Origin of the sequence: Roseovarius sp. MMSF_3298 (genome assembly GCF_030733705.1) — a bacterium.
In the GTDB taxonomy this organism is placed as follows: Bacteria; Pseudomonadota; Alphaproteobacteria; order Rhodobacterales; family Rhodobacteraceae; genus Roseovarius; species Roseovarius confluentis.
Genome location: NZ_JASHIN010000027.1, coordinates 47,681 through 59,791, shown reverse-complemented (window position 1 = coordinate 59,791; position 12,111 = coordinate 47,681). Strand labels below are relative to the sequence as shown.

Genomic DNA, 12,111 nt, shown 5'->3' with positions numbered 1-12,111 from the left:
CGGAAGATAGCGGCTGTGGCGGGGCGGGGGAAGACGGGTTGCTTATCGGGCGGGACGGCCTCTCGCGCTGTGGGGCGCGGACTGTGGGATGGTGGGGTGGAACCCCACCCTACGCTTGCCCCGAGCGCCGGGCTTTCCTATAAGCGCGCAGGCAGTTGACGTCGGAGCGCTGGCATGACTTTTCAACACGCGCATCTTCTGGGGATCGAGCCCCTGGCGCAGTCGGATATCTCTACCCTGCTTGATTTGTCGGACCAGTACGTGGACCTCAATCGTCGCGACCAGAAGCATGCCGATGCGCTGGCGGGGCTGACGCAGATCAACATGTTTTTCGAGAACTCGACCCGGACGCAGGCCAGTTTCGAGCTGGCGGGCAAGCGGCTGGGGGCGGATGTGATGAACATGGCGATGCAGGCATCGTCGATCAAGAAAGGCGAGACGCTGATCGACACGGCGATGACGCTGAACGCCATGCATCCCGACCTACTGGTGGTGCGGCATCCGCAATCGGGGGCGGTGGATCTGCTGGCGCAGAAAGTGAATTGCGCCGTTCTGAATGCGGGTGACGGGCGGCACGAGCATCCCACCCAGGCGCTCTTGGACGCGCTGACAATCCGGCGGGCGAAAGGCCGGCTGCACCGGTTGAGCATCGCGATCTGCGGGGATATCGCGCACAGCCGTGTGGCGCGGTCGAATATCATCCTTCTGGGCAAGATGGAGAACCGGGTGCGACTGGTGGGGCCGCCCACGCTGATGCCGGCGGGAATTGCCGAATTCGGTGTAGAGGTGTTCGAGGACATGCGCGAAGGGCTGAAGGATGTGGACGTGGTGATGATGCTGCGCCTGCAACGGGAGCGGATGGATGGCGGCTTCATCCCCAGCGAGCGGGAATATTACCACCGCTATGGCCTGGACGCCGAAAAGCTGCGCCATGCCAAGGCGGATGCCATTGTCATGCATCCCGGCCCGATGAACCGGGGCGTGGAGATCGACGGAGAGATCGCCGATGACATCAACCGCAGCGTGATCCAGGAACAGGTCGAGATGGGCGTGGCCGTGCGCATGGCGGCCATGGACCTGCTGGCACGAAACCTGCGGGCAAGGCCCAAGGAGGTGATGGCATGAGCGACCGGATCGAAATACGCGAAAGCGAGAGCGGCGTGGTGCGCGTTTTTGACGTGGACCTGGACCGCGCGGAGGCCGAGACCTTCAACCGGCGCAACGGCAGTTGGCCGTTGCAGGATGCGCTTGGGGCCGAAACGCTGGACCCCCATCATGTCGACCTGATCCAGGTAGAGGACCTGACTGGCTTTGGCCTGCACCAGTACCTGGAAGAGAGGATGGGCGTTTCCTGGGACGATCTGGAAGACGAGCACGTGGTTGTCGAAGGTCTGAAGGGTACGGTGCTGATTGTTGGCTCGCGGGCCTTTGGCGGGCAGGCGCAGGTTTTGACCCCGCGGGCGCCGCTGACGCTGGTGGCGACGTTGAACGAAGAGAAGGCGCCGGTGCAGTTCGAACCGCTGCCGAGCGCCGGGGCGCAGGTGGCACCCGCACCGGAGGAGGCCGCCGAGGCCGAGCCGAAGAAGAAATCGGACGCGGCGATATCGGGCCGGGTGGCGATGATCGCGCTGCTTGTCCTGTTCGTGCTGACGGCTGTCGTGGTGTGGGTGGCTTCGTGAGCGACCCGCGTTCCGTCATGGTGCCGCAGGCGGAACTTGAAGCCGGAGAGCGGGTTTTGGAAATTTTTCATGCGGATCGCACGGCTTATTGGCGTGACCATGCCTGGATGGCCGCGGGCGCGATGGCGCTGGGCATGGGCGTGCTTTGGGCCATCGGCAATCCGCATGTCTGGACTGGTGCCGTGGGCGGGTTGGCCGCGATCGCTGTACGCGCCGGGTATTTGGCGTCGGACGAGATGAAGGCGCGGTGGGATCTGACCGACCGGCGCGTGCTAGGCCCCTTGGGCAAGCAGGCGTGGCTGCGGGACATCGCGCAGATACGCGCTCTGGGCTCGGCCGTGCAGATCGTCACGGCGGGGGGAGACAAGCACCTGATGAAATACCAGGCCGACCGGGACGCCGTGAAAACCCGGATCGAGGCGGCGGTAGCGGAGACGCGCCCATGACCGCCTTGCAGGACGAGTGGGCGGGCATTCTCGATCCCGGCGAACAGGTGCTGTGGCAGGGACGGCCCGATCCGGCCATCACATTCCGGACGGCGCATGCCGCGGCGCTGGTCTTTGGGTTGTTCTTCGCGGGGTTTGCGCTGTTCTGGATGGTGATGGCGGCGCAGGCGGGTGGTATGTTCTGGATGTTCGGACTGATCCATTTCTCGGTCGGGCTGGGGATCGCCTTTGGCGGGATCTTCTGGGAGCCTTGGAAACGGCGGCACACGTGGTACACGCTGACCGACAGGAGGGCCTTCATCGCGCGGGACCTGCCGTTCCGGGGCCGGACGCTAAAAAGCTATCCCATTACGGACCGGACACGGCTTGAGTTCCAGGATGGTGCGCCGGGGTCGATCATGTTCGACCACGAGATGCGACGGCGCAAGAACGGGCATTACCGCGTGGACATCGGTTTCGAGCGGATCGCTAAGGCCGAGGAGGTGCTGCGTCTGATGCGGCAGGTTCAGGAAAGGCAGAGTGCATGACGAAGGTGCTGTTCGAGAACGCGCGGCTGGTCGATCCCGAGGCGGGAGAGGTGATCGAGGGCTGGCTGCTGGTCGAGGATGGCCGCATCAACGCTCGGGGATGCGAGGCGGCCGCGCAAGGGGCGGATGAGCGGGTCGATTGCGGTGGCAAATTCCTGGCGCCGGGCATGGTGGACTTGGGCGTAAAGGTCTGCGAGCCGGGCGAGCGGCACAAGGAAAGTTACCGCAGCGCCGGGGCCGCGGCGGCGGCGGGAGGCGTGACAACGATGATCACCCGGCCCGACACGCTGACCGCGATCGACAGCCCGGAAACGCTGGAATTCGTTGCCCGCCGCGCCAATGAGGCTGCGCCGGTAAACGTGCTGCCCATGGCGGCACTGACCAAAGGGCGCGAGGGGCGCGAGATGACCGAGATCGGGTTTCTGATGGATGCCGGTGCGGTGGCCTTTACCGATTGCGATCACGTGGTGACTGACAACAAGGTGCTGAGCCGGGCGCTGACCTATGCGCGCAGCCTGGGCGCCTTGGTGATCGGGCATGTGCAGGATCCGGGGCTGAGCGCCGGGGCGGCGGCGACGAGCGGCAAGTTCGCCTCGCTGCGCGGCTTGCCGGGGGTGGGCACCGTGGCCGAGCGCCTGGGGCTGGAGCGTGACCTTGCACTAGTCGAGGCGACGGGCGCGCGGTATCATATCGACCAGGTGACGACGGCGGCCAGCCTGCCGGCGCTGGACCGTGCCAAGAGGGCGGGTCTGGACGTGACGGCGGGCACGTCGATCCATCACCTGACTCTGAACGAGCTGGACGTGGCGGACTATCGCACCTTTTTCAAGGTCAAGCCGCCGCTGCGGTCCGAAGATGACCGGCGCGCCATGGTTGAGGCGGTGCGAGACGGCAGGATCGACATCATCGGCTCGATGCACACGCCGCAGGACGAGGAATCCAAACGTCTGCCCTTCGAGGAGGCGGCGAGCGGGGCAGTGGCGCTGGAAACCCTGCTGCCAGCGGCGTTGCGGCTCTACCATTCGGGCGAACTTGACCTGCCTTGCCTGTTCCGAGCGCTGGCGCTGAACCCGGCCAAGCGGCTGGGTTTGGAAGCGGGGCGCCTGGCCGAGGGGGCCCCGGCGGACCTTGTTCTGTTCGACGCCGATGTGCCTTTCGTACTGGACCGCTGGACGCTGCGCTCGAAATCGAAAAATACCCCGTTTGACGGGCAACGCTTGCAGGGTAGGGTTCTTGCGACCTATGTTTCCGGGAAAGTGGTTTTCGAGAACTTAAATGCCTGATTTCCAGTCAAGTTTGACCGTTCTCGCCTTGTGGGGCGTCCTTGGATACCTGATTGGGTCGATCCCGTTCGGGATGGTGGTGGCTCGTGTCCTGGGCCTTGGCAACCTTCGCAACATCGGCTCGGGCAATATCGGCGCCACCAACGTGTTGCGCACGGGGAATAAGCTGGGGGCGTTGGCAACGCTGATCCTGGACGGTGGCAAGGGCGCGGCAGCGGTGCTGCTGGCGCGGGCGGTGGCGGGTGAGGATGCCGCGCAACTTGCGGGGCTCGCCGCCTTCGCCGGGCATTGTTACCCGGTCTGGCTGTCGTTTCGCGGCGGCAAGGGGGTGGCGACGTTCCTTGGCATCATGCTGGGGCTGGCCTGGCCGGTGGGCATTGCATGTTGCCTGAGCTGGCTGGTGGCGGCGGCGGCGACCCGGATCTCGAGCATGGCGGCGATCTACATGGCGGCGCTATCGACGATCTGGATGGTGTTCCTGGGGTACCGGGATCTGTTCGTGCTGGGCATCATATTGACGCTGTTCATCTTTTTCCGTCATGGCAGCAATATACGGCGGCTGCGGGACGGAACGGAGCCGAAGATCGGCCAGAAATAATCGCGGCTGCGCTTGGTTAGGCAATCATCGCCAATTTTGCGAGAAGAGTAATAAAAAGGTGTAGTGCTTGACCTTTCCGTGGTTTCTGCTATTTCTGTTGTAACAGAAATTTATGGAATCACGTTATGGAGCTTTCGCCCGCCACACAGAACTTCATCCTTCACTGGGGAGAGATGGGCGCGAAATGGGGGGTCAACCGCTCGGTCGCGCAGATCCACGCGCTGCTTCATGTCATGCCGGACCCGATGACGGCCGAGGAAATCAGCGAGACACTCAACCTTGCGCGGTCGAACGTATCCAACGGGCTGAAGGAATTGCAGGCCTGGAAGCTGGTGAAGGTCAGCCGGCAACTTGGCGACCGGCGGGATCATTTCACCTCGGTGCGTGACATGTTCGACCTTGTGACGGTTGTCATCGAGGGACGCCGAGAGCGGGAATACGCGCCGACACTGGCCGCGCTGCGGGCGGTGGCCGACGAGGCGGAATCGGACGGCACGCCCAGACAGGTGCGCGGACGCATCCACGAGACGCTGGAGACGATGCAGCTTTTCGATGACTGGTATCGTGACGTGTCGCGCCTGCCGCGTGCGGTTCAACTGAGCGCGGTGAAACTGGGCGCGCGTGTTGCGAAGTTCCTGCCGAAAGGCAAATCCGAATAAAAATTTGGCTGGAGATTTCACTCATGACAGAAATAACTGAAAATATAAAACTGCACGAGACATACGTGGTCGATCCCGTGGCGTTCTTTTTCGCGCTGGTGGGCGCACCGCTGGCAGTGGCCGCGGGGGGCTTTTGGGCCTTGGGAATTCCAGTCGTGGCCGTAGTGTTCGGCGGACCTTTCTACTTGGCGATCGGGGTGCCGGTATTGCTGTGGTACCTGGGCCGCAGGCCGCCAGAACCGTTGCGCATCGCTGGGCTGGCGCTGGTCAGCTACGGCGTGCCGGCGGGCCTCTTCATGCTGTACCTTCTGGCGACCGGCGGCCAGAGCGCGGCGCAGGAATTCGTCATATTCGCTGGGTTCGGCCTGATCTTTGCCCCGCTCTGGGGCGGCGTTTTCGGCATCTTCTACCGCAATTTCCGGCGCGAGTTCTACGCGCGCCCCATCTGAAGGAGACATGACATGATGGTATTTCTACTGAGTTTCATCGGGCTGGCTTTGGCCGCCTTGGCGGTGTTGACCCGGATGATCCTGCTGGTCGGATCGATGCAGCGGGACTGTCCCGAGACCGGGCCAGCGGCGCGGCTAGTGGCGGTGACTGTCGCCACGGGGTTCTGTGCCATCGGTGCGGGCGGCGTGTTACTCATCGCGGCGGCGTTCCCGATCCTGGCGCAGGCGCCGGTGATGGCGTTCTTCGTCGGGTTGGGGCTGGCCGTGCTGTGCCTTGGCCTGGGCTTCTCGCACGCGGTCAATACGCTGCGGCTGACGCTTGCCAGGTCCAAGATGCTTGCCGATAGCTGAGGCGGGTGCTGACAGATGGAAAGGCCGCCCTGCTCGGGGCGGCCTTTTCTGTTTGCGTGTGAGGCCCCGGGTCAAGCCCGGGGCGGGAGCACTTATCAGTAGCTGAATTCTTCGTAAATCTTGGTCAGGTCGCCATTCCACGCGCCGTGATAGCGGTCGAGCAATTCGTCCGCGGGTACGCGGCCGGACTCGACGCTTTCCTGAAGGGCGTTGAGGAAATGGGTCTCGTCGGGGACCATGCCGCCGGCGCCGGGGCGGGCGCGGGCCTTTAGGCCGGCCTCGGCGATGGAAAGCACCTCGCGGGCGAGGTCGTGCATCGAGATGTTGCCGACCTTGGCATCCAGCGCCTGTTCACTGGCGGCCACGCGCAGGGCCTCGCGCGTCTCGGCATCCCAGCCCTTGGCCAAGTCCCACGCGGCGTCGAGCGCGGACTGGTCGTACATCAGCCCGACCCAGAAGGCGGGAAGGGCACAAAGCCGCCGCCACGGGCCGCCATCGGCGCCGCGCATTTCCATGAATTTCTTGATCCGCGCCTCGGGGAAGATCGTGGTCAGGTGATCGGCCCAGTCGGACAGCGTTGGCGTTTCGCCGGGCAGAGCGGGCAGTTCGCCCTTGAGGAAATCGCGGAAGGATTGACCGAGCGCGTCAATATACTGTCCGTCGCGGTAGACGAAATACATCGGCACATCGAGGGCGTATTGGGCATAACGCTCGAACCCGAAGCCATCCTCGAACACGAAGGGCAGCATGCCGGTACGGTCCGCATCCAAGTCGCGCCAGACGCGGGCGCGCCAGGACTTGTGGCCGTTGGGCTGTCCGTCGAGGAAGGGCGAATTGGCAAAAAGCGCAGTGGCCACGGGTTGCAGGGCCAGCGCGACGCGCAGTTTCTGGACCATGTCAGCCTCGGACGCGAAATCGAGGTTGACCTGCACGGTACAGGTGCGGCGCATCATGGTCTGGCCCATCGTGCCGACCTTTTGCATATAGGCGTCCATGAGCTTGTAGCGGCCCTTGGGCATCATCGGCATGTCTTCGTGCCGCCAGATCGGCGCCGCGCCGAGGCCGATGAAGCCGACGCCAACCTTGTCGGCGACGTCCTTGACCTCGGCCAGGTGGACGTTCACCTCGTCGCAGGTGTGGTGGATCGTCTCGACCGGGGCGCCGGAGAGTTCCAGCTGGCCACCGGGTTCAAGGCTGACATTGGCGCCGTCCTTTTCGAGGCCGATGAGGTTGTGCCCTTCCATGACCGGGGACCAGCCGTGCTTGTCGCGCAGGCCTTCAAGAACGGCGCGCACGCTGCGGTCGCCGTCATAGGGAATGGGCTTGAGCGTGTCCTTGCAGTAGCCGAACTTTTCGTGCTCGGTGCCGATGCGCCAGTCGTCGCGCGGTTTGCAGCCGCTTTCGAGATAGCCTGCCAGTTGGGCCTCTGACTCGATCGGGCCGCCGCCGGATTGGGGGATGGACATAGAGAATTTTCCTGCGTTGCGCGCGAACTTGGGGGAGAGGCTTGGCCCGAATGAGCGGGGGTGTCAATGCAGCCGATTGGAGTAGGTGGACCAGACGGTCACGGTGTCGCGATCTTGTGACGAGAGCGCCGCGAGCATTTTCTGCACGCGAAGGCCCGGCAGGGTGGCGAAGGCGTCGAAGAGCGTGTCGGCCCCTTGCGCGGTGGTCGGGATCATCAGGGCGGGCTGGCCAGGTTGATGCAGGCCCCAGTGGGCGGGCTTGGCGGCGTGGTCGAGCGTGAGGCGGGACATCTCGGCCAGATCGACGGTGCCACCGGTGAGCGGGCCGAAATAGGTGACTCGGCCCTCATCCACCTGCACGATACCGGGCCCGCCGGTGGCGCCGCGGAAGCGGGCGCGTTGCAGGCCGATGAAGCCAAGTGCGGCGCCGATGGGCAGAAGCGCGTATCCGACCCAGGACAGGATGCCGATAAAGCCGAGCGACCACCAGGCACCGAGGGCGATGACGGCGATGCCGATCAACACTTCGCGCCAGCGGGTGAGGCTTTGAGCGGCTTCGGGGCGGATGAAGCTCATTTCCAGTCTCCGAAGCGCTGTTGCCAGACGGTCATGGCGGCCACGGCGGCGGTGTCGGCGCGCAGGATGCGCGGGCCGAGGGCCGTGGGGTGCGCGAAAGGACAGGCTTTGAGCCGCGCGCGTTCAGCGTCTGAAAAGCCGCCTTCGGGGCCTATGAGAATCGCCCAGGGCGCCGTTTGTCCGTCTTTGCGGACGGCCTCGCCTGGTCCGGCGAGGGCTTCGTCGCAGAACATCAGTTGGCGGTTCTCCGGCCAGTCGGCAAGCAGGCGGTCGAGCTTCTGCAGGTCCGTCACTTCGGGGACATATGTGCCGCCGCATTGCTCGGCGGCCTCGACGGCATGGGCCTGAAGGCGGTCTTGCCGGATGCGTTCGGAATTGGTGAAATCGGTCTGAACGGGCAAGATGCGGGCGGCGCCCATCTCGGCGGCCTTCTCGACGATGAAGTCGGTGCGGGCCTTCTTGATCGGTGCAAAAAGCAGCCAGAGGTCGGGCGGGTCTTGCTGAGGGCGGGTCTGACGCTCGACGTTCAGCAGGCCTTTGCGCTTGCCCGCCTCGGCCACGGTGGCGTGCCATTCGCCATTATGGCCGTTGAAGAGCAGGACAGCGTCGCCCGCACCCTGCCGCATGACCCCGAAGAGATAATGCGCCTGGTCGCGGTCCAGAGGAACCGTTTGCCCTTCCCCGAGCGGGTGCTCTACATAAAGCCTGATCTTTGCAGTCGACATGGGGCCAACATATGACCGGACCGAACCAGACGCCAGATGCGACCGGCGAGGTGGCCGATGCCGTCAAGGGCAACTGGGTGGACAGCTCGGCCCCGGCCTGGAGCCGGCCCTATCTGCGGCTGAGTCGGGCGGACCGGCCGATCGGGACGTGGCTGCTGTTGCTGCCGTGTTGGTGGGGGCTGCTCTTGTCGATGCTGCATGACGGGCGCGCCACGTGGCACGACCTGTGGATATTCGCGGGCTGCGGGATCGGCGCGTTCCTGATGCGGGGCGCGGGGTGCACGTGGAACGACATCACCGACCGGCACATAGACGGATCGGTCTCCCGAACGGCCTCGCGCCCGATCCCGTCGGGGCAGGTGAGCGTGATGCAGGCGCTGGCGTGGCTGGTGGCGCAGGCTCTGGTGGCGTTCTGCATTTTGCTGACGTTCAACATGGCGGCAATTATCTTGGGGGTCATCTCGCTGGCGCCGGTCTGCATCTATCCATTTGCCAAGCGGTTCACGTGGTGGCCGCAGATTTTCCTGGGCCTCGCGTTCAACTGGGGGGCGCTGCTGGCATGGACGGCGCATAGCGGGCGTCTGGAATGGCCGGCGGTGGTGCTGTACCTGGCTGGAATTGCATGGACGCTGTTCTATGACACGGTCTATGCCCAGCAGGATGCCGAGGACGACGCGCTGATCGGCGTGAAATCCACGGCGCGGCTGTTCGCGGAACGCACGCCGGCCTGGCTTCAGAAGTTCCTGATCGGCGCGGTCAGCCTGATGGCCATCGCGGTGCTCGGCGCGGCTGTGAGCAGCTCGGCCCTGGCGGTGCTGGTGGCGCTGATCGGTCCGTGGGCGTTCGGCTGGCACTTGTTCTGGCAGCTCAGGCAGTTCGACATGGAGGACGATCCGACTCTCTTGCGATTGTTCCGTTCGAACCGCGATGCGGGCCTGCTGCCCCTGCCGTTTTTCGCCGCAGCCCTTTTCGTTTGATTGCACTCACGCCCCGTGGCGAATAAATAGGCTGGGTGGTAAACAACGGCGAGCCTGCGGTTCATGCGCCTTTCCTCCATCTTCGCTATTTTCGGGACGTTTTTCCTTGCCTTCGTGCTGTGTCTTTTCGCGGCACGATTCTCGGTACAGGTGATCGAGGAGGGCTCGCGCAACTCGGTGCGGGACACGCTGGACGAGCGCGGCATGACCTGGACCGAAGTGGACGCAGACGGGTTGCAGGTGTTTCTTGCGGGCACGGCGCCATCCGAGGCCACGCGCTTTCGGGCGCTGTCCATCGCGGGTAGCGTCGTAGAATCCGCTCGGATCATCGACCAGATGCTGGTGGCCGACAGTGCCGATATCGCGCCACCGCGATTCTCGGTCGAGATCCTGAGCAATGACAGCGGACTGTCGCTGATCGGGCTGATTCCGGCGTCGACCGACCGCGAGCAACTGATCGAGGACGTCGCTGATAGCGCGCCGGGCAAGGAAGTGACGGACCTTCTGGAAACCGCCGATTATCCGCAACCCGATAGCTGGGACGAGGCGCTTGACTATGCCGTTGGTATCCTGGAGCGGATGCCGCGCACCAAGATCTCGGTCGAGGCGCGGCGGGTCAGCGTGGTGGCCATGGCCGACAGCGAAGAGGACAAGCGCAACCTGGAAACCCAACTGGCGCGACGGGTGCCGGAGGGTGTTCGCCTGCGGCTGGACATCTCGGCGCCACGCCCGGTGATCACGCCTTTCACGTTGCGCTATCTGCTGGAGGATGGCGAGGGCAGCTTTGACGCCTGCGCGGCCGATACCGAAGCCGCGAAGGACCGTATCCTTGCCGCCGCCGGGCAGGCCGGCTTGCAGCAGAAGGCACAATGCACGCTGGCGTTGGGGGTTCCGTCTCCGCAATGGGGCCGCGCGGCCGAGCTTGCGATCGGGGCGCTGGGCGAACTGGGGGGTGGCAGCGTCACGTTCTCGGACGCGGATATCGCGCTCGTGGCAGCGGAAGGGACCGACGAGAAACTTTATGACACGGTGATCGGGCAGCTGGAGACGAGCCTGCCCGATGTCTTTGCGCTAAAGGCTGTGCTGCCCGAGCCCAAGGACGACGCCGAGCAGGCGCCGCCGGAATTCGTCGCGACGCTCTCGCCTGAGGGGCTGGTACAGATCCGCGGCCGGGTCGAAAGTGCGCAGGCCCGCGAGATGGTCGACAGTTTCGCAAAGGCCAAGTTCAGCTCGGACGTCGTGAGCACGACGGCGCGGGTGGCCGAAAACCTGCCTGCGGACTGGACGGTGCGGGTGCTGACAGGGCTTGAGGCGCTGGCCTACCTGTCCAACGGCGCCGTGACGGTCGGCCCGGAGGAGATCGCCGTGTCGGGTCTGACCGGGCAGGAGGACTCCAGTGCGAAAATCTCGGCGATGTTCGCTGCCAAGCTTGGCGAAGCGGCGGAGTTCGATATCGACGTCGCCTACCGTGAGGAGCTGGACCCTGTGGCCAGCAAGCCCACGCCCGAGGAGTGCGAGGCTCAGATCGCCGAGGTGCAGGCCGAGAACAAGATCACGTTCGAACCGGGCGAGACCGATGTTGACGCCAACGGTGCAGAGATCATGGACCGGATCGCGGCGATCCTGAAAGCCTGCGGCGAGATCCGGATGGAGATCCAGGGCCATACCGACAGCCAGGGGCGCGAGGTGATGAACCAGCAGCTGAGCCAGGCGCGGGCGCAGTCGGTGCTGAACGAATTGCGGACGCGGCGGGTGCTGACCTCGGCGATACGGGCCAAGGGGTACGGCGAAAGCGACCCCATCGCCGACAATGACAGCGAGGAAGGCCGCGAGGCCAACCGCCGGATCGAATTCCGGGTGATACGTCCGGAACCGATCGAAGAACAGCAAACAACGCTTGAAGCGCTGGAAGAAGAAGCGCTAAACGAGACCGATGCGGCGGGTGGGGACGCCGAGCAGGAATCTGGGACGGATGAACAGAACTGAATTTATCATAGCCACGGCGATTGTCCTGTTCGTGGCGTTCTGCATGGGATGGTTCGCCAATTGGCTGGTGCATCGGTTCATCCGGGTGTCTGGTTCCGACGTGGGTGAACTGGAACGCATGGCGCAGGAACTGCACGAGGCAGAGGAAACCCGCGACCAGGCGATCACCTACCTGCAGCAGCGCGAGGCGGAACTGACCAACCAGCTGAGCCAGGCCGAGGCGGAATTGTCGGCGACGATGGACGGGCTGCGCGAGGCGCGGCACGAAGCCGAGGAACTGCGTAACGCGCTGGAAGGAAGCCGCGCCTGATGCACGGTGCGAAAGCCTTCGACATGGCGAAGTTCACGATAGCGTAGGGCGTAGTTTCGCGCTGGCACCGCATGGCGTA

15 protein-coding genes are annotated in these 12,111 nt (G+C 64.5%); 12 read left to right on the top strand and 3 right to left on the bottom strand.

Going from position 1 to position 12,111, the window contains the following annotated elements; all coding sequences use genetic code 11:
- The first annotated feature begins 174 nt into the window (after positions 1–174).
- From RBB18_RS19170 to RBB18_RS19130, 9 genes are all read left to right on the top strand, one after another.
- On the top strand, positions 175–1,125 hold the full coding sequence (locus RBB18_RS19170) for an aspartate carbamoyltransferase catalytic subunit (RefSeq protein WP_103763197.1): 951 nt from the start codon (positions 175–177) through the stop codon (positions 1,123–1,125).
- Positions 1,122–1,679, top strand: a complete 558-nt coding sequence (locus RBB18_RS19165; protein ID WP_306111989.1) for a hypothetical protein — start codon at positions 1,122–1,124, stop codon at positions 1,677–1,679. Before RBB18_RS19170 ends, RBB18_RS19165 begins: the two co-directional genes overlap by 4 nt.
- A gap of 17 nt (positions 1,680–1,696) precedes the next feature.
- Entirely contained in the window at positions 1,697–2,125 is a 429-nt protein-coding gene (locus tag RBB18_RS19160) for a hypothetical protein (RefSeq protein ID WP_306112011.1), read from the top strand.
- On the top strand, positions 2,122–2,652 hold the full coding sequence (locus RBB18_RS19155; RefSeq protein WP_306111990.1) for an aspartate carbamoyltransferase catalytic subunit: 531 nt from the start codon (positions 2,122–2,124) through the stop codon (positions 2,650–2,652). Before RBB18_RS19160 ends, RBB18_RS19155 begins: the two co-directional genes overlap by 4 nt.
- A complete protein-coding gene (gene pyrC / locus RBB18_RS19150; protein ID WP_306111991.1) occupies positions 2,649–3,935 on the top strand; it encodes a dihydroorotase in 1,287 nt (428 codons plus the stop codon). The genes RBB18_RS19155 and pyrC overlap by 4 nt, the downstream gene beginning before the upstream one ends.
- Positions 3,928–4,533 carry a glycerol-3-phosphate 1-O-acyltransferase PlsY gene (plsY, locus tag RBB18_RS19145; RefSeq protein WP_103763202.1) on the top strand — a complete coding sequence of 202 codons (606 nt, stop codon included), beginning with the start codon at positions 3,928–3,930 and terminating at the stop codon, positions 4,531–4,533. The genes pyrC and plsY overlap by 8 nt, the downstream gene beginning before the upstream one ends.
- A gap of 125 nt (positions 4,534–4,658) precedes the next feature.
- Positions 4,659–5,192 (top strand): GbsR/MarR family transcriptional regulator, encoded by a 534-nt coding sequence (locus tag RBB18_RS19140; RefSeq protein WP_103763203.1) that lies wholly within the window; start codon positions 4,659–4,661, stop codon positions 5,190–5,192.
- Positions 5,193–5,215: 23 nt separating this feature from the next.
- Positions 5,216–5,641, top strand: a complete 426-nt coding sequence (locus tag RBB18_RS19135) for a hypothetical protein (protein ID WP_103763204.1) — start codon at positions 5,216–5,218, stop codon at positions 5,639–5,641.
- Between the two features lie 12 nt (positions 5,642–5,653).
- Positions 5,654–5,992 (top strand): hypothetical protein, encoded by a 339-nt coding sequence (locus RBB18_RS19130; protein ID WP_103763205.1) that lies wholly within the window; start codon positions 5,654–5,656, stop codon positions 5,990–5,992.
- A 95-nt stretch (positions 5,993–6,087) separates the two neighbouring features.
- On the opposite strand, the gene RBB18_RS19125 is transcribed toward RBB18_RS19130, so the two are convergent.
- The 3 genes from RBB18_RS19125 to RBB18_RS19115 all read right to left on the bottom strand — a co-directional run bounded on the left by RBB18_RS19125 (position 6,088) and on the right by RBB18_RS19115 (position 8,759).
- Positions 6,088–7,458, bottom strand: a complete 1,371-nt coding sequence (locus RBB18_RS19125; protein ID WP_103763206.1) for a glutamate--cysteine ligase — start codon at positions 7,456–7,458, stop codon at positions 6,088–6,090.
- 63 nt (positions 7,459–7,521) lie between these two features.
- The gene (locus tag RBB18_RS19120; RefSeq protein ID WP_103763207.1) at positions 7,522–8,034 is read right to left on the bottom strand and encodes a hypothetical protein; all 513 of its coding nucleotides are present in this window, start codon (positions 8,032–8,034) and stop codon (positions 7,522–7,524) included.
- Complete coding sequence (locus RBB18_RS19115) at positions 8,031–8,759, bottom strand: 16S rRNA (uracil(1498)-N(3))-methyltransferase (protein WP_103763208.1); 729 nt, start codon at positions 8,757–8,759, stop codon at positions 8,031–8,033. Before RBB18_RS19115 ends, RBB18_RS19120 begins: the two co-directional genes overlap by 4 nt.
- An 11-nt stretch (positions 8,760–8,770) precedes the next feature.
- On the opposite strand from RBB18_RS19115, the gene ubiA reads away from it, so the two are divergent.
- From ubiA to RBB18_RS19100, 3 genes are all read left to right on the top strand, one after another.
- Positions 8,771–9,736, top strand: coding sequence for a 4-hydroxybenzoate octaprenyltransferase (gene ubiA, locus RBB18_RS19110; protein WP_306111992.1), 966 nt, complete (start codon positions 8,771–8,773; stop codon positions 9,734–9,736).
- A gap of 63 nt (positions 9,737–9,799) precedes the next feature.
- Positions 9,800–11,722, top strand: coding sequence for an OmpA family protein (locus RBB18_RS19105; protein ID WP_103763210.1), 1,923 nt, complete (start codon positions 9,800–9,802; stop codon positions 11,720–11,722).
- Positions 11,709–12,032, top strand: a complete 324-nt coding sequence (locus RBB18_RS19100) for a hypothetical protein (protein WP_103763211.1) — start codon at positions 11,709–11,711, stop codon at positions 12,030–12,032. The genes RBB18_RS19105 and RBB18_RS19100 overlap by 14 nt, the downstream gene beginning before the upstream one ends.
- The last annotated feature ends 79 nt before the right edge of the window (positions 12,033–12,111 follow it).